The sequence below is a fragment of the Mesonia profundi genome (assembly GCF_031085155.1).
Classification (GTDB): domain Bacteria; phylum Bacteroidota; class Bacteroidia; order Flavobacteriales; family Flavobacteriaceae; genus Mesonia; species Mesonia profundi.
This window is the reverse complement of sequence record NZ_JAVHUL010000006.1, coordinates 56,617-76,128: the sequence shown is the minus strand read 5'-3', so window position 1 is coordinate 76,128 and position 19,512 is coordinate 56,617. Positions and strand designations below refer to the sequence as shown.

The 19,512-nt window shown below is 36.7% G+C and carries 18 protein-coding genes; 5 read left to right on the top strand and 13 right to left on the bottom strand.

Going from position 1 to position 19,512, the window contains the following annotated elements; translation table 11 throughout:
- Window positions 1-35 precede the first annotated feature (35 nt).
- From RBU60_RS03675 to RBU60_RS03640, 8 genes are all read right to left on the bottom strand, one after another.
- Window positions 36-1,157: a vWA domain-containing protein gene (locus RBU60_RS03675; protein WP_308863313.1), complete on the bottom strand. Its 1,122-nt coding sequence runs from the start codon at window positions 1,155-1,157 to the stop codon at window positions 36-38.
- 452 nt (window positions 1,158-1,609) lie between these two features.
- Window positions 1,610-2,530 carry a DMT family transporter gene (locus tag RBU60_RS03670; protein WP_308863312.1) on the bottom strand — a complete coding sequence of 307 codons (921 nt, stop codon included), beginning with the start codon at window positions 2,528-2,530 and terminating at the stop codon, window positions 1,610-1,612.
- A gap of 13 nt (window positions 2,531-2,543) precedes the next feature.
- Complete coding sequence (locus RBU60_RS03665) at window positions 2,544-3,869, bottom strand: MATE family efflux transporter (protein ID WP_308863349.1); 1,326 nt, start codon at window positions 3,867-3,869, stop codon at window positions 2,544-2,546.
- Between the two features lie 61 nt (window positions 3,870-3,930).
- The gene (locus RBU60_RS03660) at window positions 3,931-4,836 is read right to left on the bottom strand and encodes a succinylglutamate desuccinylase/aspartoacylase domain-containing protein (RefSeq protein ID WP_308863311.1); all 906 of its coding nucleotides are present in this window, start codon (window positions 4,834-4,836) and stop codon (window positions 3,931-3,933) included.
- 51 nt (window positions 4,837-4,887) lie between these two features.
- Window positions 4,888-5,934: a glutathione synthetase gene (locus tag RBU60_RS03655; RefSeq protein WP_308863310.1), complete on the bottom strand. Its 1,047-nt coding sequence runs from the start codon at window positions 5,932-5,934 to the stop codon at window positions 4,888-4,890.
- A complete protein-coding gene (locus RBU60_RS03650) occupies window positions 5,931-7,781 on the bottom strand; it encodes a flavohemoglobin expression-modulating QEGLA motif protein (protein WP_308863309.1) in 1,851 nt (616 codons plus the stop codon). Before RBU60_RS03650 ends, RBU60_RS03655 begins: the two co-directional genes overlap by 4 nt.
- A 183-nt stretch (window positions 7,782-7,964) precedes the next feature.
- A complete protein-coding gene (locus tag RBU60_RS03645) occupies window positions 7,965-8,474 on the bottom strand; it encodes an acyl-CoA thioesterase (protein ID WP_308863308.1) in 510 nt (169 codons plus the stop codon).
- A 48-nt stretch (window positions 8,475-8,522) separates the two neighbouring features.
- Complete coding sequence (locus tag RBU60_RS03640) at window positions 8,523-9,473, bottom strand: HU domain-containing protein (RefSeq protein ID WP_308863307.1); 951 nt, start codon at window positions 9,471-9,473, stop codon at window positions 8,523-8,525.
- A gap of 105 nt (window positions 9,474-9,578) precedes the next feature.
- Between RBU60_RS03640 and dprA the strand changes: the two genes are divergently transcribed.
- The 3 genes from dprA to RBU60_RS03625 all read left to right on the top strand — a co-directional run bounded on the left by dprA (window position 9,579) and on the right by RBU60_RS03625 (window position 12,022).
- Entirely contained in the window at window positions 9,579-10,676 is a 1,098-nt protein-coding gene (gene dprA / locus RBU60_RS03635) for a DNA-processing protein DprA (protein ID WP_308863306.1), read from the top strand.
- Between the two features lie 42 nt (window positions 10,677-10,718).
- Window positions 10,719-11,147 carry a lipocalin-like domain-containing protein gene (locus tag RBU60_RS03630; RefSeq protein ID WP_308863305.1) on the top strand — a complete coding sequence of 143 codons (429 nt, stop codon included), beginning with the start codon at window positions 10,719-10,721 and terminating at the stop codon, window positions 11,145-11,147.
- Window positions 11,148-11,473: 326 nt separating this feature from the next.
- Complete coding sequence (locus RBU60_RS03625) at window positions 11,474-12,022, top strand: hypothetical protein (RefSeq protein ID WP_308863304.1); 549 nt, start codon at window positions 11,474-11,476, stop codon at window positions 12,020-12,022.
- Between the two features lie 100 nt (window positions 12,023-12,122).
- Here the strand turns inward: RBU60_RS03625 and trpS are convergent, their stop codons facing one another.
- Window positions 12,123-13,091: a tryptophan--tRNA ligase gene (gene trpS / locus RBU60_RS03620; protein ID WP_308863303.1), complete on the bottom strand. Its 969-nt coding sequence runs from the start codon at window positions 13,089-13,091 to the stop codon at window positions 12,123-12,125.
- A 67-nt stretch (window positions 13,092-13,158) separates the two neighbouring features.
- Here trpS and RBU60_RS03615 point away from each other — a divergent pair, with 67 nt between their 5' ends.
- Window positions 13,159-13,899 carry a lysophospholipid acyltransferase family protein gene (locus RBU60_RS03615; RefSeq protein WP_308863302.1) on the top strand — a complete coding sequence of 247 codons (741 nt, stop codon included), beginning with the start codon at window positions 13,159-13,161 and terminating at the stop codon, window positions 13,897-13,899.
- 76 nt (window positions 13,900-13,975) lie between these two features.
- Here the strand turns inward: RBU60_RS03615 and RBU60_RS03610 are convergent, their stop codons facing one another.
- From RBU60_RS03610 to recA, 4 genes are all read right to left on the bottom strand, one after another.
- On the bottom strand, window positions 13,976-15,508 hold the full coding sequence (locus tag RBU60_RS03610; protein ID WP_308863301.1) for an outer membrane beta-barrel protein: 1,533 nt from the start codon (window positions 15,506-15,508) through the stop codon (window positions 13,976-13,978).
- Between the two features lie 3 nt (window positions 15,509-15,511).
- Window positions 15,512-16,057: an RNA polymerase sigma factor gene (locus RBU60_RS03605; RefSeq protein WP_308863300.1), complete on the bottom strand. Its 546-nt coding sequence runs from the start codon at window positions 16,055-16,057 to the stop codon at window positions 15,512-15,514.
- Between the two features lie 6 nt (window positions 16,058-16,063).
- On the bottom strand, window positions 16,064-16,480 hold the full coding sequence (locus tag RBU60_RS03600) for a hypothetical protein (protein ID WP_308863299.1): 417 nt from the start codon (window positions 16,478-16,480) through the stop codon (window positions 16,064-16,066).
- A 133-nt stretch (window positions 16,481-16,613) separates the two neighbouring features.
- On the bottom strand, window positions 16,614-17,639 hold the full coding sequence (recA, locus tag RBU60_RS03595) for a recombinase RecA (protein ID WP_308863298.1): 1,026 nt from the start codon (window positions 17,637-17,639) through the stop codon (window positions 16,614-16,616).
- A 447-nt stretch (window positions 17,640-18,086) separates the two neighbouring features.
- Between recA and trhO the strand changes: the two genes are divergently transcribed.
- Window positions 18,087-19,118: an oxygen-dependent tRNA uridine(34) hydroxylase TrhO gene (trhO, locus tag RBU60_RS03590; protein WP_308863297.1), complete on the top strand. Its 1,032-nt coding sequence runs from the start codon at window positions 18,087-18,089 to the stop codon at window positions 19,116-19,118.
- The last annotated feature ends 394 nt before the right edge of the window (window positions 19,119-19,512 follow it).

Sequence of the window (19,512 nt, the reverse complement as noted above, 5' to 3'; positions counted from 1 at the left end):
CGCTCGAGGTGACACATTTTATGCTTTCTCCTTTTCTAGCGTATTCTCTTTTTTCTATTGGTTTCATAATCTTCAAAAATCATCTCCCCTAGACCTTCCAGACCCGTGTAATAGGCTTTTCCTTGGTTCGATGCCGAAAATTCATCTACAAACTGCTGTAAGTAAGGATCTGAAGCAATCATAAAGGTGGTGATAGGAATTTTGAGTTTCCTCGCTTGTGCCGCCATATTGTAGCAGCGTTGCGTAATGTATTCATCCAATCCCATCGAGTTTTTATAATACGACCCATCGGGCATTCTTAGGCAACTCGGCTTTCCATCGGTGATCATAAAAATTTGCTTATTGGCATTTCGCTTTCGCCGAAGAATATCCATTGCCAGTTGTAAACCCGCAACGGTATTGGTGTGAAAAGGACCGACTTGCAAATAGGGCAAGTCTTTAATTTTAATAGGCCAAGCATCATTTCCAAATACAATCACGTCTAGCGAATCTTTAGGATATTGGGTTAGGATTAATTCCGCTAAGGCCATCGCTACTTTTTTAGCGGGTGTAATTCGATCCTCGCCATACAAAATCATACTGTGGCTTATGTCGATCATCAGTACCGTACTCATCTGCGATTTGTGGTTGCTTTCTTCTACCACCAAATCATTTTCGGTTAAATGAAAATCATCCAAGCCGTGATTGATTTGTGCATTTCTCAAACTTTCGGTCATCGAGATTTTATCTAAAGGATCTCCATACTGGTATTTTTTAAAATCTCCCGTCGCATCTTGCGTCTGGCCGCTGTGTTTGGTTTTATGATTTCCTGAAGAACCTTTACGCATCTTACCAAAAATTTGCTTTAAGGCGCGTTGCCGAATTGCTTTTTCGGTTTTAGAAGTGATTTCTATACCGTTTTTACCATCGGGTTTGATGCGTTCTTGAATGTAACCTTTGTTTTTTAGGTCTTCAATAAAATCGTCGATGGAGTATTCGGGGGTGGTCAGTTCGTATTCCTTATCGAGCTGTCGAAGCCAATCTATTGCTTCATCAAAATCTCCAGAAGTATGCGTAATCAATTCTTTGAACACTTCAAAAAGAACCTCAAACGGAGACTGATAAGGTTTTTTATAGGTTTTAAAAATAAAACCGCTGCTAACATCATTTCTATTCATAGCCTTAAAAATACGATATTTTAAGGCAACTAGGAATAGACAGGTGTTAAACTGGAATTAATGTTTTACACTCAGTATATTAAATTTAGAACAGAATTTATCTTTAAAGATTCTAAGACTGTTTTTTCTTTTTTGCATCGCCCAAAAAAGAAACAAAAAAGTCTAGGCTGACGAAATTTTATCTAAATTTATCGTTCAATCCTTAAATTTTAGGAACTCGCCAATAAACTTTACTATTAATCTAAAAAAAATCATTAGGCTCAAACAGCCTAAAATTTTACGGAATTTTCATCTCAAATTTTGAGATAAAATTTCGATATGCCAAAAAAAAACATACCGTTAAAAATAATCTCTTTCCATATAAAAGCCATTGGTATTCAACTATGATTAGGCTTTACGTGGCATTGCTGCTAACCTTTATGACACTATTATGTTATGCTAAGAAAATTATTTTAGACTTTAAGTTTTTTCTTTCTCTTCACTTTTTCCATAAGCCGCACAAAATTGATATTATCAAAAATTAAACCTCCAATAATGAGTCCTAAACCAATTAAGGTAGAAGTCAAAATTTCTTCGCCCACCGTAAAGTATATGACGATTAAGGATAAAAAAGGAACCAGATAAATCAATCTGCTCACTTTTGCAGTGTGGGTAGATTTTTTTAAGGCCATAGACCAGATGATAAAAGTGACTCCCATTTCGAACAAACCTACATAAGCGGCACCTAAATAATGCTGGGTAGAAAAGGCTGGAAAATCAGAAAATATGGCTAATGCAATGCTGATGTACACAATTCCGAAAAGGAAATTAAGAAACAATTTACTGATTTCATCGCGCTTATCTTTAATGTTATAAATCCAAAATAAAGCCCAAATGACTGCGGAAGCAATTCCGAGTAAAGCTCCGTAGGGATTACTAAAGGAGAAACCCAATAAATCTCCTCCGGTAGAAATGGTAATGACACCAATAAAACTAATGAGAATGGCTACAAAATTTTGAATATTAATTTTTTGTCCTAAAATAGGAATAGACAACAAGGTCATCATAATGGGCCAGGTATAATTTAAAGGCTGGGCTTCTTGCGCAGGCAGCAAGTCATAGGCTTTAAACAAAACAATGTAATAAAGAAACGGATTTACTAGCCCGAATACCGCCGACCTTAAGTAGGCTTTCGCCGGAAGTTTGAACACATTCTTTAATTTCCCCTGAGCCACAATCACGATAAAAAGTACGACTAGAGAAACCGAAACCGATAAAAACAGCAATTGTAAAAAATCAAGATACACCAGACTTAACTTCATCGCAGAAGCTACGGTAGACCATAAAAGAACCGCAATACCGGCGTAGAGATAGGCTTTGTGTTGATCTTTCATAAGTACTATAAATTTATTTTAAATATTTTCTTCTAAACTGAATGACCAATGCGCTGCTGCGAATAAGCATCCAGACAAAAAAAGCGATCCAAATGGCGTAAAGTTTTAATCCGAAGTAATCTCCCAAAAGAAGAGCGGGTGTAAAGCCTAGAAAAGTCGCTACCAATAAGACATTTCGAAGGTATTTGGCTTCGCCCAAGCCTTTAAAAATCCCATCAAACATAAAGGCAATTGCATTAATGGGTTGCATGAGTAAAACAATCCAAAAAACGGAGGAGAACAGTACCAACACACTTTCTTCTTTGTTAAAGATAAGTCCGATTTCTTCGTACAACAATCCACAAATTCCCATTAGAATCAAGGCAATAAACACGGCATATTTAGAAATATCTTTACTTAAATTCCATAAACGGGTATAGTCTTTTGCTCCCAGTAGGCGCCCGCCAATCGCATTTCCAGCATTAGCGTAGCCATCGATAAAAAAGGAAAAGAAAAGCCAGATATTCATGAGAATACTCTGTGCGGCGATGTAGTTTTTTCCATAACCTGTCGCGTAAGCATTGGCTAAAAAAATCGCAAAATTAAGTGCTGCCGTTCTTACAAAAAGATTGGCTGCCATGAGTAAAAGCGGTTTCATTTGCGGATTAATGCTAAAGCTCAATTTTAAATGGAAAGGTGTTTTTTTAAAGAAATAATACAATGCCATTAGGAGCATCGTCGCTTGTGCCGCAAGACTAGCATAAGCAGCTCCGGCGAGATGCATAGGTTCTATAAATCCTTCTACACCATATACCAGCAAAAAGTCTAAGCCTACATTCACCGCCGCTCCAGCCAAACTACATTTCATCGCCCAAAGCGTGTTTTGGAGTCCGCGGAAAATTCCAAAAATGGCAAAAGTGACTAAGGTAAGGGGATAACCTAAAGCCCGAATGGTATAGTAATCTTGGGTATATTGAAGAATGAGTCCGTCAGCATTATAGGCACTAAAAATCGCTTCCGCAAAGAAAGCCGTCAATCCGTAGATGATAAAACTTAGCAATAAATTAAAAAGAATCGCCTGCGGAATCAAGGTTTTGATGGCGTGGACTCTATTCGCTCCCAGATGCTGAGAGATAATCGCAGAAATCGCGGTTTTGGTCTGCGCGACAATCCAAATAATCGCCGAAAGAAAAGAGCCTACAATTCCCGCTGCCGCCAAGGCTTCAATAGAATGTTCTTTTACATTTCCAATAACAGCGATATCGGTTAAGGAAATAAGAGGCTCGGCTATTCCTGCAATAATCGCGGGAATAGCAATGGTATTGATTTCTTTAAAAGATACTTTTGGAGTCGTGGCCAATGCTAAACTAATTAAGCTACAAATTTCGGAAACGAAAACCAATAACCTAAGCTTTTACACATTAATTGGCTTCCTCTTTAATCACAAAAAAACCATCATTTCCTTGGGCTTGATATAACGGCATAAAAATGCGAGCGTTCCATTCGCTTCTTAATTCGTTTCCATTTTGAATGGCCAGCAAATCACCTTTTTTAATCTCTTGGAAGTTTTCAAAACCGGGTTCCATTTTAAACTCGTCCTTGTCTTTAATTCCGTGGCGATATTCAATATCAAACACCTTTTGCGCTGGTGCATTTTTTTGGGTAAAATCTTCCACGCAAGTAGGATAACCAGAAAGTTGGGTTAGATCTAATCCGCAGGCTTCCTTTAAACAAAGCCAAATCATACCTTCGTGATTCTCTATAGAAGTTTTACTTTCGTGCTGACCGGCTTCAAAAACAAAACCGGTAAGTCCCGTTCTACTTAGGTAATGATCAAAATCGCCTGTAATAATATCGCTAAATCCTCTTACAATATAGGTAGGGAAATGACGTGACCAAGCATCGTTATCGTTCACATTTTGTACAGAAAGATAAGGGGCACTATCTGAAGAAGTGGTGTGGCAATCCATAAAATAGCGCTTGGTAAAATCGCTTTCAGGATATTTTTTTAGCACGTCGACAATCTCATACATCTCTTTTTCTTCGTGAGTTTTAACTTGCCCTTTTTGCATATTTTCTTTCGTCCACGTGCGGTTGAGGTCCTCATCTATATATCGTTTATTTTGATGAAGAGCTTCCAGATTTCCAGAAACGCCTATAAGCGTACCCTTAATTTCGGGTTTTGTTTTTTCTAACTCTTGAAACACTTTTTGAAGTGCTGTAACGCCGCTAGGCTCATTGCCATGAATTCCTGCACTTACAACTAGTAAAGGTCCCTTTTTATTTGAAGTATATTTTCCTATAATTCTTGAAATCTTCTCTTTCATAATCTTTCTTTTTTATACCAATTTAAATACGATTATCTGTTTTATTTGGTATTATTCCATAGTGGCCAACACTTTATTTGAAAGCTCGTGACCATACATTTCTTTATAATTTAATTTCCTTTCGATAGCATCAATGATCTCGTTGCCAAAATCGGGGTGGTCTATTTCACTAAAATAATTTAGACCGCCGGGACTAAGCACATTAATTTCAATAAGCTTGTCTTTCACTACATCTAAGCCCACAAAGAACAATCCGTCTTGTATGAGCTTGGGAGCGACTACTTCTATAATTTTTTCAAAATCTTTGGTGAGTTCTACTGCCTGTGCGGTGGCGCCTTGACTGAAGTTACTTCTAAATTCTCCTTTCCCCATTTTTCTTCTAATCATAGAATATTTCCCGTCGCGTTCAATCAGTCTTCCGTTCATCAACAAAATCCTTACGTCTCCTTTACTCACATCGGGTAAATATTCCTGTCCAATGACGTAACCTTGATTCAGTAAGGTTTCTATAATTTGGTTGAGGTTTTTTTCATTCTCATCAATGAGGTAAACATCTCTTCCTCCAGATCCCTCTAAGGGTTTAAGCACCATTTTTTTATTCTGCTTTTCAAAAAATTCTAAAATATCTTCCTTTTTTCGAGTAATGATAGAATCTGGTTTGATGCTTGCTGGAAGCTCTTCAAAGTAAAGCTTATCAATAAATGCATGCGATAACGCGTAGGCATCATTCAGCACCAAAACCCCTTCTTGCTGCATCATTTTACCAAAAGCGATTCCGGCGTGTTCTGCCCATTGCCGATCTACTTCCTCTGTGGGATTATTTCTAATAAAAAGTACATCTACATTTTTGGAAGACATCTTTTTCTTTTTAAGCTTAGCCTTTTTGATGTCTTCAATAAATTTTTTCGCCGATTTTGTTTTTATCGATGTGGGAACCTGAAGCACGTAAATACTTAGCGGTTCATTATGGGTGAAATTAAAATCTCCCACATCCATCATTAAAACGGTGTGGCCGCGTTGATGCGCCTTGTGCATTAATACTACAGAACTGTTGTAGTTTTCTTCGTGCACGTCATTTAATACGAAACATATTTTCATGGGTTGATCATTTGTGAAATGGGTAAACCATCTCTGATTAGTTGTAGTCTTTTCTTGGCACTTTCACTCGTTAAATAACTAGGGCTTAATTTTGGCGGATGTAAAACTTGTCTTTCGGTAAGTTCTTTTACAACCTCCAAATGCTTTAAACTAAATTTCCCTGCCAGTAGCGGTTCGTAAGCTCCTCCTTCTTGCAAATAATTTCGTAAAAGCACTAAACCTTTTAAATAAATAATATCTTTTATAAATCCGCCTCCTTGCATAATTCTAGAGGTAATGTTGAATGCATTTTCTGCGGAAAAGCCTTTTTCACTTGTAAGTAGTCTAAAAATAGACTGAAAATCGCCTCCATTCATTAAAGCTTTTCCTGCAACAACTCTTCCTGCCAACGTACGTAAACGGTTGGCGGTAAGTCCTCCAATTAAATACTCGGCCATTACAGCAAGACCTTCTTGTAGCGTGTCATAATCTGCCAAGCCTACACTTAATTGCTGCAAAGGTTGCTTTCCCCCATTGTAATAGGTAAGCACGTGTGTTCCCACCTCATGTTGAATTAAGGCTTGGGCTTCTGTAGCGCTCATTTCATAATCGCTGGGAATATAGAGTTCTCCTTGAGAAACCATCATGATATTTACGTCATCTCTTAAATGAACTTTACTTTTAAACTGAGAATCTTGTGATTTAAAATAGTCAAACTCTTGAAGCGCTAAATCCCGAAAATAAGTGGCATCGCAACTATCTTTGCTTGGTGTTTTTTCTGTTTCTGAAATGTCTTGAAGAATTAACTCTGCTTGTTCACAGATTTCGTTGTCAATTCCTTTATAAAGCCTTATGCTGTTGTAGAAGAAATTCTTGCTTCCTCTTTCGTTGAGCATGGTAATTTGTTGGTCTAGCTCTTCTCTTTTCTCGTGAAAGATATAAGACATGGCAGGATCGTTAATGTCTTCAATTCTTAAATTGTACAGTTTTCTTTTTAGAATATCGGGGTCTATGGGAAGTAATCGATAATGATAATCCAATACTCTTTTATAGTTACTTTTAAAGAAAGTATGCTTTATGTTTTGAATATTTACGGGAGCCACCAACCACAAAAACTGAAAAGATTTTTCAATTTCTGCCAGTTCTTTATCAATCTCAAATACTTTGTGTTTTAAACTTTTACGTCCCAAAGCGTAATAGCTTTTAATAGGATCTGTAGTTTGAACCCGTATAAAATCGTACACCGCTTTCTGTACGGAATTGACCAAGAAATCTCTGAATTTTCTATAAAATAGAGGGTATAAATGGTATTCTTGATCTCTAAATATAGGGGGGATTTCTAGTCCAACCCATAAACTACCAGTGTCTTTGGCATCTTTAATAGAAATAAGAGGAACGTCTCCTTCCGCTTGACGGTCTTCTTGATTTTTTATTTCAGCCGAAAGCGTGATTTCTTCAGACAAACCCGAAGACTTAAGCAATTCTTTTTTTAACAGCTCTAAGGTAGTGCTGATTTTTTGGGAAGGTCCTTTAATATAAAAAGTTCTACTTTCTATGGGGCCCAAATACATTTCGAAAAGCATGTAAGACCCAAATTTACTCGACAGTTGGTGCGAAAGTGCCTTTAAGAGTCGTTGATAACCTTCAAAATCCTCGTTCCCAATAATGAGATAGGCTCCGCCGCTGTTGATCATCTTTTTGATCCCAGTGTCTTCGTTTACTTGTCGGTAAACCACAAGGTAGGGGAGGTTGTCTTCTATGTGCATCCATCCATTTCCCGGCAGTTCACAATTTACATTAGAATCACCTTCAAGTTTTGCTAAAATCTTTTGTATGGACTCTTCTGAAAAACTTGAAATTTGAGGCATGGGTAAACGTATTTTATTTTTAATTCGTGAGGTAAAAAATAATCCACAGCGATAGGAATCATTTTCTTCTATTAAATTAGAAATAAAACAGCGGTTAAGGACCAAGTAAAATCAACTTTGGCATTAATTTAAGAGGAAGCCAAAGTTTCTTAAGCTTTTATTTAGAATTCCTTACGGTTCTACTTATTCGAAGAGTGCTTTTAACTCGGTGGCATCTTTGGGATCCATTTTACCCGCCAACACTAAACTGAGTTGCTTTCTGCGTAAAGCAGCTTCATAGCGAATTTTCTCAATTTTGGTTTCGGGTTCTAAGGGTGGGACCCCAATGGGAGATCCACCGTCGTCTACAGCCACAAAAGTATAAATAGCGTCATTAGCTTTAGAGCGAACTCCACTTTCGCGGTCCTCGATCCAAACATCTAAAATGACTTCCATAGAGCTTTTAAATGCTCGCGAAATGTTCGCTTCTACCGTGACTACACTTCCTAAAGGAATTGTCTTTTTAAAAGCTACGTGATTTACAGATGCGGTTACGACAATTCTTCTGCTGTGTCTTCTCGCCGCAATACTTGCAGCTCGATCCATTCTGGCAAGAAGTTCTCCTCCAAAAAGGTTGTTTAAAGGATTGGTTTCACTAGGTAAGACTAAATCGGTTACTATGGTTTTGGAATCTTTAGGGTGTTTTGGCTCCATCTATCTGTTTTTTTGTGCAAAGATAGGATTATGAATGTTAAGAAGGCATTAAAGTTCTTTAACTAAAAGCCAGGCGCCAGTATTGTGTGTTCTTTTAATTTCATGAAGTTTGTTGATGGCTTCTCGTCTTGATTCAAAACTTGCATAAACCACTTGGTGTAAACCATATTTGTTGGCGCCAATTTCTCGCGGAGAAAAACCTTCTTCTCTTAGTTGAGTTACTTTTTTAAGCGCATTTTCTTTTTCTCTAAATGCACCCGCTACGATGTGGTAGTTTCCTACTTCTGTCTTTACTTTAAAAACAATTTCGGGGAGCGGATTTTGTATGATAAAAGTAGCTTCCTGTATCTGTTGCTCTACTTGCTTGCTTGCTTTTTGCTGTTCTACCAAGTTGTGCTCTTCTACATTTTGGCTATACCAATTGGCACCTATTAAACCGGCAACACCTAGTGCAATTATTCCTACTGCGGCGTATTTTACGAACGCATACTTAGAGGTGCTTCGCTGAACAATCGCTTCCTGTAAAGAAATTTCTTTGATAGGAGCTTCAAGGTTTTCTTCCTCTTTTATAGGTTCTTCTACAAGTTTTTCCTTAACGGAATTGGCCGCAGTAGCTTGCAAACCAAAAGAATCTAATAAGAAATTCTCACGATCATTTACAAAAAATAAGACCTTGTCTTCTCTTTGATAAAAAGTACCTATCTCACTTAAGGTGATTTCTTTTTGTTTGGCTAGAGATTGCGAAAGCTGCGCTACAAATACATTGATTTTATCTACGGCTTCTTGGTAACTAATGTCTTCCGCTTTAGCGATATAATTAGCTAAAATTCCGTCGTTTTCAATGAGTTGTCTATTGAAGGAAATACGCTTAGAAGGCGCTACAAATTGCTGATTTTGAATGTCTAAATACGCCGATTTTCTTTGGGTTAGAAAACCTCCAAAACCAGGTATCACCACACATTCATAGCGGTATAATAAATCTTTTATGTAGTGCTCCATTCTCATTATAACAAAAGTAAGCGTTTTTTTCAAGAAGAAAAATAACATGTCAAAAGTTTATTAACAAATGTTTTTGCGTAATTTTAGAGAGACACCTAAAAGACTATGAGTGAACAAGAATTGATTTATTTACTAGCGCTACAGAAAGTCCCGAACATCGGAGATATTTCTGCCAAGAAATTATTGAGAAAATTGGGTTCTGCCGAAGCAATTTTTAAAACCCCCAAAAAGCAGCTTGAACTTATTGAAGGTTTTGGTTCGCTAAAAATTAAAAGTTTACACGATGCTTCTCTTTTGGAAGAGGCAGAAGAAGAGCTTCGGTTTATTAAAGAGGAAGCGGTTGAGGTTTCTTATTTTGAAGACAAAAATTATCCTAGCTATTTAAAACATTGTATTGATGCGCCTATTTTATTATTTCAGAAGGGGAACATAGATTTAAAACACAAGAAGATCATTAGTATTGTTGGAACTCGGAAAGTAACCAATCACGGAATTGCTTTTTGTGAACAACTCATTGAGGAATTGGCGCCATTAAATCCTGTGATTGTTTCGGGTTTTGCATACGGAGTCGATATTTGTGCTCATAAAGCAGCTATGGCCAATAACTTGCAAACCATAGCTTGTTTGGCACACGGCCTAGATCAAATCTATCCTAAAGTACATGCCAAATATGAAGCTGAGGTCATGAATCACGGCGGATTTATGACCGACTTTTGGAGTGGTTCTTTTTTTGATCGAAAGAATTTTTTAAAACGAAACCGCATCATCGCCGGAATGAGTGAAGCGACGATTGTGATAGAAAGCGCCGAAAAAGGAGGTTCGCTCGTCACGGCAGATATTGCCAATTCTTACGACAGGGAAGTGTTTGCGGTGCCCGGCAGAGTTACCGATCAACTAAGCAGAGGTTGCAATAACCTGATAAAAACTCAGCAAGCCCGACTTTTAAGCAGTGTCGCCGATTTGGTATATGTACTTAATTGGGATATTGAAAATAAAGAAAAGCAGCAAGCTCAACTTTTTGTAGACCTCTCCCCACAAGAAGAATTGGTGTTGGAGAATTTGCAAAAATCTGGTAAATCTGAAATGGATGTCATCGCAATAGCTTGTAACATGCCTACGTTTAAACTCAACCCTATTTTATTGAGCTTGGAGCTCAAAGGATTGGTAAGACCCTTGCCCGGAAAACAATTTGAAGCGATTTAGTTTATTTTTATTACTATTGTGATCATTTTAAAATACCAGGATATGAAACTTGTTTGCTCCAAATCCATTTTAGTTACTTTTTTACTGTCGATCATGGTTCTATCCTCTTGCAGTAGTAATGATGACTCTCCTATACAAGAAATAATTGATCCAGAAGAAGCCATTGTTGGAAAGTGGAGCTTACTTGCTAGAGAACCTGATGCAATCAAAGGTTGTGAGTTTGGAACAACTATTACATTCATTGAAAATAATAAACTTTATTATCGTTTATCTTACGGAGATGATTTTTCAAATTGTGAAGTCGACGAAATTAATGGCAATTGGGAATATTTAGGTGAAAATCAATTTAAACTTACTTTTAATGATCAAACTAGAGTGGTCGTAATAGAGATTTATGATGATTATGAAAGATTTAAACTCTATTCGTTAGATGATCTCGATGCTATTGAATTTTATGTTAGAGGTAGTTAAAAAACAATTTCAAATTTTCTAACTGCCCTTCAATTTTAAAACATTTATGAACTTTTTATCCATATACTAGGTAATTAAAAATATAGAGGTCTGTAGTTAAATACCTAATTTTACCGTAATCTAACGTATTGGTTTTAATATATTTAAAATACATTCTATTGTCAGTTCGAGCGGAGTCTAGAACTTTTCGGATATTAAAAGTAGGTTTCGACTGCGCTCAACCAGACATATAGCTTATATTTAAACAGTAATCCATTCAACTAACTACTGACCTCTAAAAATATAAAAGAAGAAGTACAGTTCCCAAAACCTATAAAAAGTAATAGATGAATAAAGTATTATTTTTAATTCTAAGTTTAATCATGGTGCAAGGTATAACTGCACAAGATAGTAATGATAGCAATTACACTGAAAATGTATTACGTATAAACTTTTTAAGCCCAGGAGTAGAATACGAATATGCGGTATCTAATACCTCCACGCTTTCTGGTGGTTTAGGTGTAGCTTACGGCGGATCTTATCCAGATTTATCTGGAAATGGTTCTGGTTTTAGGTATTTGTTTACGCCCTTTTTAGATCTACAATACAAGCATTTCTATAATTTTGAAAAACGTTTAGCCAAGAATAAAAATACGGCTTACAATTCTGGTAATTTTATTTCTGGAAGAATTTATACCAGAGGAGAAACCATAGAAGGTAATTTTGATAGAACCTCCAATTATGATTTTGCTGTGGGGCCTACTTGGGGAATTCAGCGTTCTTACGGAAAGTTTCATTTGCTTTTTGATGTAGGAACTATTTACTATTTTGACACCAAGGGAAATGGGAATTGGTTTCCTATCATGATTCAACTTAATTTAGGATTTAACTTGTAGTTTTTATTTTCTAAAAATAAGAAAGCCGCTTCAATTTTACTGAAACGGCTTTCTATCTAATTTCTATCTTCTAAAAGCGAAGCGGTCTAACCTCTATTTACTAATATCCCAATTTTGTTCTCACTCTATTCAACACTTCATTAGCAGTTTGTTGGGCTTTTTGAGCTCCAGTTTCTAAAGCGGCATCTATTTCATGAAGGTTATTCATATAGTACGTGTACTTTTCTCTTTGTACCGCATATTTTTCAACAAGGACATCAAATAAAGCTTGCTTGGCGTGACCGTAACCATAATTTCCGCCTTCATAATTAGCTCGCATTTCTTTAATTTGTTCCGCGGAAGCGACTACTTTATATAAATTAAACACGTTACAGGTGTCGGGGTTTTTAGGTTCCTCAAGAGGAGTACTATCGGTTTCTATGCTCATCACCTGCTTGCGCAGTTTCTTATCGGTTTCAAAAAGGTTGAGGTAATTCCCTCTAGACTTACTCATTTTTCCGCCGTCTGTCCCCGGAATGTACTTGGTGCCTTCCTGAATTTTACCTTCTGGCAAGACAAAAGTTTCTCCCATTTGTGCGTGAAAACGAGTCGCAACATCGCGTGTCATCTCAATATGTTGCATTTGGTCTTTTCCTACAGGAACCAGCTCTGCATCATATAATAAAATATCTGCCGCCATCAACATAGGGTAACTAAACAAACCAGCGTTCACATCGTCTAACCTATCTGATTTATCTTTAAAAGAATGCGCTAACGTAAGGCGTTGGTACGGAAAAAAACAACTTAAATACCAAGTTAATTCTGTAGTTTGTGGCACATCGCTTTGTCTGTAAAATACGGTGTTATGAATGTCAAGACCAAAGGCAAGCCAAGTTGCCGCTACCGAATAGGTGTTGTGTTTAAGCGTTTTTGCATCTTTAATTTGAGTTAACGTGTGCATATTCGCAATAAACAAATAGGATTCATTGTTAGAATCGTTTGCCATTTCTATGGCTGGGATAATGGCCCCTAAAAGGTTTCCTAAGTGAGGTGTACCTGTACTTTGCACACCCGTTAGTATTCTAGACATAATGTTTTTTTTTGTAAAGGTACTTTATTTATAGAGTTTGCTGAATACATTTTTATATTTTTGAGAAATGAGGATTTTAAAAAATGCAGTGATTTTGCTTTGGCGAATTTGGTTTTATGTGCTTATGGGAGTACCCATCATACTCTTATTTCCACTTTTATTATTATTTACTTCGAAAGAGAAATTTTATCCTCAGTTCTTTGTTGTGGCTAGGTTTTGGGCTAGAATCATTATCTACGGGATGGGGTTTAGGCCTAAGATAGAAAGAGAAGAAAAGCCTCAAAAAGGGCGTAGTTATATGTTTGTTGCCAATCATACTTCTATGATGGATATTATGATGATGTTACACGCGGTAAAAAATCCGTTTGTCTTTGTAGGAAAGAAGGAGTTGACAAAAATTCCTTTATTTGGATTTTTCTATAAACGCACGTGCATCTTGGTAGACCGCAATAGTATGCACAGCCGAAAAGAGGTGTTTAACCAAGCCCAACGCAGGTTAAGCCAGGGGGTGAGTATTTGCATTTTTCCTGAAGGCGGAGTCCCCGATGATGAAACAGTAGCTTTAGATTCTTTTAAAGATGGTGCTTTTAGATTGGCTATAGAACATCAAATTCCTATTGTTCCCTTGGTGTTTTATGATAATAAGAAGCGGTTTTCTTACACTTTTTTTAGCGGAAGTCCAGGTAAGATGAGAGCTAAAATTCTTTCTTTTTTCCCTACAGAAGCTTATGCTCCAGAGGATAAATCAAAATTAAAGCAAGAGGTAAGAGAAGCAATCTTAACCGAATTGGAAGCTAAACCCATTTAAATTGACTAGAAAGCAAAAAGCTCATCCTATATAGGATGAGCTTTTCTCATCATTGCTTCAACTTCAATTAACTTAACTAAAACTTAAAGTTGATTCCTGTGTAAACCCCAAAATAGTAAGGTTTAAAACCATTGGTATTACCTGAGAAGGTATTGAGTTGATACTTAAACGTAGGTTCTACATTAAAATCTAATTTTTTTGATATCTCGTAACCAAAGCCTACTCCCAGATTGGTGCTAAAACTTAGTTTGTTAAGATTGTTTGCCTCTCCAAGATTAGTAACTCCTTCTGCAGAAGTTATAGCCACTTCATTTTCACTTAAAATCAGGCTACTGGCACCTCCAATAATCTGAATTCCAAAACGCGTGTCTAATAGCGCATATTCAATCTCTATAGGTACTTCTATAAATCCAATTTGTTGTTTTAAGGCCCCAGAAGTGTATGGATTAATGTTAGGTCTTAGAGAGTTAATTTGAATATCTCGAGAAGGGCGGGAAACCACTTGTATGTTTTTTGTCTGTGCATTAGCATCGAGGTTAGTAAGGCCTACCGGATCTACAGAAGAAGTGAAAGCCACATCATTGGTGTTATAATTAAGCTGCACTTTGCTCACTCCTGTACGTACTTTTATTTTTTTTGATATCGCATAAGCAAAATTTACGCCATACGCCATACTCACTTCGCCTGAAGCATCGTTATTAGAAAACTGAGAATCTATAGGACTACCTGAATCTCCTAGGTTTCCATAATATACAGGAGAAACATTAGGCCTAATATTCCAGCGACTAAATTTCTCACTTTCAGTACCTTTTTTATCGGTTGTATTTTCTTCTTTGAGTTCTTTTTCGCGTTGCGCCAAAGCATTTTCTTCTTCTAAGATTTCTTTGGTGAGACTGCTGTCTTTCTTGATCTGTGTAGCGGCGATTTTATTCGAGTCTTGGAATTCCTTTTCTCGTTGTGCCAAAGCATTTTCTTTTTCTAAAATTTCTTTGTTGAGATTGTTGTCTTTCTTAAGGTCTAAGTCGGCGATTTCACTTGGGTCTCTTTTAGATTTCGGGTCTGCGTTAAGAGCATTTTCGTTTTTGGAGTTTGTAGAGACTTCGGTTTCGGTTTCTTTTCTTTTTGTTGGCGCTTCCGCGGAAGCGATATCTTGTTGGTTTGCTGTTAAACCCGACTTTTCTTTATCTGAAGAAGAATTAGAAGCGTTTTCTACAAGTTGTCGCTGATTCTCTAGCTCTTTTTCTTCCTTAATGTTCTCATTTTCTTTTGGAGAGGCTGGCTCAGTAAAAACGATATTTTCTTTCGCTTCTTCTTCCGCAGAATTTTGCAAGGAATTTTCGGCTTCATTCTCTAAAATCTTGTTGTTTTTAGGAGACGTATTTACTACTTCTACCTCTTGATCTTGCCAGAAAGAATTTCCTAAAAAGATAAGTAAGCTAATGGCAGCAGCAACTCCCGCAACTTTATACCATAAGACAGGAATAAGCCTACGCTTTTTATCTTTCTTTAATTCTTGTTCAATATTTTTCCATACCCGCTTATGTGGAGAAGCCTCGAAATCTTTGAACTTCTCTTGGAATAAACGATCTATATTTTTCTTTTCACTCATCTCTTAAACAGACTGTACGTTATTTTTTTTTTGACTTTCTTCAATTTTTTGTTTTAAGATCCCTCTTGCTCTTGCAAGGTTCGATTTGGAGGTGCCTACAGAAATACTCATGGTTTCTGCAATCTCTTTATGGGAGTAACCGTCTAAAGCATAAAGGTTAAAAACCATGCGGTAGCGATCTGGTAACTCTTGTATAATTTGAAGTAAAAACTTTAAAGGAATTTCTTCCTCTTGAAGCTCTACTTCGGGTTGTTGTATGCGTTCTTCATGAACAATTTCAAATACATGTTGCTGTTTACGGTAGCGCTGTAGAGCCGTATTGATTACAATTCTCTTCATCCATCCTTCAAAAGAACCTTTAAAACAGAACTGCTTCATTTTTTTGAAGATGGTGATAAAGGCATCTTGTAAATTGTCTTCCGCTTCAGCGTAATTTTTAGAGTATTTTAAAGAAACGGCAAAAAGCTTATGCGAGAAAAGATGGTATAACTTCTCTTGCGACTTTAAATCTTGCTTTTTGCAATTCTTTATAAGCTTCTCAATACTCATAAACCCTTATAACTGTATCATTACTTCTTTGGTTAAATATACTTCATTTCCTTCTTGGTCTAGTCCTTCATAGATTTTAAAAATATAGTAATCTTCTCGCTCTACGTGAAATTCAAACATCTCAGATGCGGTCACATTTTCTAAGTCTTCACAATTAGAGCCGTTTTGTATTACTGTATTTAAGATACTTAGTTTAATCTCATGCTCATTTTCAATAAGGTTAAAACCGGCGAATGCGTGACAAGTGGAAGGTCGCAGATAACTCAAGGTAATAAATGAATCTTCGCCATAGGTTAAGGTATCTGGAATATCTACCAAGCTAACCGGCATTAATTCGTACGTAAAATCAATATCATTGATGTCATCACTGCTACAACTTGTGAACATCACAAGAAGTAAAAGAAATAGGGTAAAATTCTTCATAAAATAATAGTACTCTTTGTAAAATACAGAGTTAGGGTTTTATCTATAGATGTTTAATTATCAGAATGGTTGCGTATGAAATCAAAAAATCTCGCCAAGAGCGAGATTTTTTAATCTGAAGAATAAAATTCTTTTAAGCTTTAGCTAATTTAATAGCTTCGGTAATTTTGGTTTCAAGCTCATCCATCAAGTCTGGATTGTCTTTTAAAAGTGCTTTTACCGCATCTCTACCTTGACCTAATTTGGTGTCTTCGTAGCTAAACCAAGAACCGCTTTTCTTTACGATTTCATAGTCTACTCCTATATCTATAATTTCTCCTACTTTAGAAATTCCTTCGCCATACATGATGTCGAATTCTGCCATTTTAAAAGGCGGAGCTACTTTATTTTTCACGACTTTCACTCGGGTTTTGTTCCCTAAAACGTCGCTATTGCTATTTTTAATTTGGGTAGATCTCCTAATGTCCAATCTAACCGAAGAATAGAATTTTAGTGCGTTTCCTCCTGTAGTGGTTTCTGGGTTTCCAAACATCACCCCAATCTTTTCCCGCAACTGGTTAATAAAGATGACAGTACATTTAGTTTTGCTAATAGAAGCCGTTAATTTTCTTAAGGCTTGAGACATTAATCTGGCGTGAAGCCCCATTTTAGAATCTCCCATCTCTCCTTCTATTTCACTTTTTGGAGTTAAGGCAGCAACTGAGTCAATAACAATAATATCTATAGCGCCAGAGCGAATAAGATTGTCTACAATTTCCAAAGCTTGCTCTCCGTGATCGGGTTGAGAGATGATCAAGTTTTCAATATCTACTCCTAAATTGGCAGCATAAAAACGATCAAATGCATGCTCTGCATCAATAAAAGCAGCAATACCTCCTGCCTTTTGAGCTTCTGCAATAGCGTGAAGCGTTAAGGTAGTTTTACCAGAAGATTCTGGTCCGTATATTTCAATCACACGACCTCTAGGATAACCGTGTACTCCTAAGGCTAAATCTAAGCCCAAAGAGCCCGAAGGAATGGCTTCTACATCCTGTACGGCTTGATCGCCCATTTTCATTACGGCTCCTTTCCCGTAAGTCTTATCTAACTTATCTAAGGTTAGTTTTAAGGCTTTTAATTTTGCTTCTTTTTCTTTTTCGTTGTTTTTTTCTTTGCTCATAATCTGTCGCTTTCTGTATTAACTTCAAGTGCTGCTAAAGTACTATAAGTTTTGCTTCGTGACAATCTTATATCGGTTTAATTATGAAGTATATTACAGAAAACGAACGAGTTTGAAGGTGATATTTAATTGCTAAATGGGTATTGTACGCAACCTTTTTAGTTTTCTTGCATCTACTATAAAAGCAAGGAGAACATCTATGAGATCTCTTAAGAAAAATATGATTTTGAATTCCCGTCACGGCGGAGCTACGGTAAATTTTATGAGTAGCTGTAAAGTGGACGGTGGCTAGCGTTATTGATATTTTTAGATTTTTTAAAAAAATTAATAACGAATTAGCCGTTCAAAAAAATGCCCCAAACAAAAGTTTCGGGCATTTTTTTTATGTTCTATTTGTAGTATCTTTGCTGCTTTCAAAACTTTTGTAAATCTTAAAATTAGTATAGCATGCAACTGTACAATAAGCTAAGTGCACAAGAGAGAGCGCAGCTTTTAGACGAAGCCGGCGAAGACCGTTTAACGCTTTCTTTTTATCAGTACGCCAAAATTGGCAATCCAGAACTTTTTAGAAACCACTTATTTGTGGCTTGGGACCAACTTGAGGTCTTGGGGAGAATCTACGTGGCCCAGGAGGGGATTAACGCGCAGCTTTCGGTGCCCGCGAAACAATTTCATGAGTTTAAAAATTTCCTTGACGGAATTTATTTTTTGGAAGGAGTACGATTGAATATCGCCATAGAACATGACGTAAAATCTTTTTTGAAGTTGAAAGTGAAAGTGCGAGATAAAATTGTAGCCGATGGTTTAAACGATGAAACCTTTGATGTCACTCAAAAAGGAATTCATGTCAACGCCCAAAAATTTAATGAACTTATTAACGACCCCAATACGGTGTTGGTAGATATGCGAAATCATTATGAAAGTGAGATTGGTCACTTTCAGGGAGCCGTTACCCCAGATGTGGATACCTTTAGAGATTCTTTAGATCTCATTGAAGAAGATTTAAAAGAACACAAAGAAGATAAAAACTTGGTGATGTATTGCACGGGAGGAATTCGCTGCGAAAAAGCCAGTGCCTACTACAAACATAAAGGCTTTAAAAATGTGTTTCAGCTAGAAGGCGGAATTATTGAATACGCCAGGCAAGTAGACAATTTGGAGCTAGAAAATAAATTTATAGGAAAGAACTTTGTTTTTGATCACCGCCGAGCGGAAAAAATTAGCGAGGATGTGATAGCGAAGTGTCACCAATGTGGTGAAGCCTGCGATACGCATATCAATTGTGCCAACGAAGCTTGTCACTTATTATTTATACAATGTAAGGCTTGCGCCGAAAAGATGGATGATTGCTGTTCAGATGCATGTAAAGAAGTGCATGCGCTTCCTTATGAAGAGCAGAAAGCCTTAAGAAAAGGAAAACATAACAGCAATAAGATCTTTAAAAAAGGAAGATCTGAAGTGCTGAAGTTTAAAGCATAAGTATCAAAAACCTCCAATAACAAAATCTTGTTATTGGAGGTTTTATTTTTTAGGCCTTCTTTCATCTAAATAGAAGCTGACTCATGCGGTTCATTTTTATTTCTTGCAGAGGATTTCTAGAAGTCTAACCGTGTCTTTCGAATAGGCTTGCCTGCAAATTCTTGATTCTACCCGCGATATAATTAAACATCTTCTTAGAGAAAAGAAACTTGCTTTTCTATTTCTTAACTTTATTCAGTTTCACCTGTTTTTAGGAACGAGAAAGACCGATGATTCTTAGTTTTTTATGGATAATTTAAAATCAATTGGAAAGCTTTTTCCCCTGCCATGATTGCTATATTGATGGCGTTAGCTTTAATTTATTTTCCCATTAAGACTTCTGTGTAAACATATT

Coding starts and splice junctions, on each gene's coding strand:
- RBU60_RS03600 (WP_308863299.1), bottom strand. CDS start 16,480: ATGAAGAATTTTACCCTATTTCTTTTACTTCTTGTGATGTTCACAAGT.
- RBU60_RS03655 (WP_308863310.1), bottom strand. CDS start 5,934: ATGAAAATATGTTTCGTATTAAATGACGTGCACGAAGAAAACTACAAC.
- RBU60_RS03615 (WP_308863302.1), top strand. CDS start 13,159: ATGAGGATTTTAAAAAATGCAGTGATTTTGCTTTGGCGAATTTGGTTT.
- trhO (WP_308863297.1), top strand. CDS start 18,087: ATGCAACTGTACAATAAGCTAAGTGCACAAGAGAGAGCGCAGCTTTTA.
- RBU60_RS03640 (WP_308863307.1), bottom strand. CDS start 9,473: ATGGAGCACTACATAAAAGATTTATTATACCGCTATGAATGTGTGGTG.
- RBU60_RS03610 (WP_308863301.1), bottom strand. CDS start 15,508: ATGAGTGAAAAGAAAAATATAGATCGTTTATTCCAAGAGAAGTTCAAA.
- trpS (WP_308863303.1), bottom strand. CDS start 13,091: ATGTCTAGAATACTAACGGGTGTGCAAAGTACAGGTACACCTCACTTA.
- RBU60_RS03670 (WP_308863312.1), bottom strand. CDS start 2,530: ATGAAAGATCAACACAAAGCCTATCTCTACGCCGGTATTGCGGTTCTT.
- RBU60_RS03645 (WP_308863308.1), bottom strand. CDS start 8,474: ATGGAGCCAAAACACCCTAAAGATTCCAAAACCATAGTAACCGATTTA.
- RBU60_RS03625 (WP_308863304.1), top strand. CDS start 11,474: ATGAATAAAGTATTATTTTTAATTCTAAGTTTAATCATGGTGCAAGGT.
- RBU60_RS03675 (WP_308863313.1), bottom strand. CDS start 1,157: ATGAATAGAAATGATGTTAGCAGCGGTTTTATTTTTAAAACCTATAAA.
- RBU60_RS03605 (WP_308863300.1), bottom strand. CDS start 16,057: ATGAGTATTGAGAAGCTTATAAAGAATTGCAAAAAGCAAGATTTAAAG.
- RBU60_RS03660 (WP_308863311.1), bottom strand. CDS start 4,836: ATGAAAGAGAAGATTTCAAGAATTATAGGAAAATATACTTCAAATAAA.
- RBU60_RS03650 (WP_308863309.1), bottom strand. CDS start 7,781: ATGCCTCAAATTTCAAGTTTTTCAGAAGAGTCCATACAAAAGATTTTA.
- recA (WP_308863298.1), bottom strand. CDS start 17,639: ATGAGCAAAGAAAAAAACAACGAAAAAGAAAAAGAAGCAAAATTAAAA.
- dprA (WP_308863306.1), top strand. CDS start 9,579: ATGAGTGAACAAGAATTGATTTATTTACTAGCGCTACAGAAAGTCCCG.
- RBU60_RS03630 (WP_308863305.1), top strand. CDS start 10,719: ATGAAACTTGTTTGCTCCAAATCCATTTTAGTTACTTTTTTACTGTCG.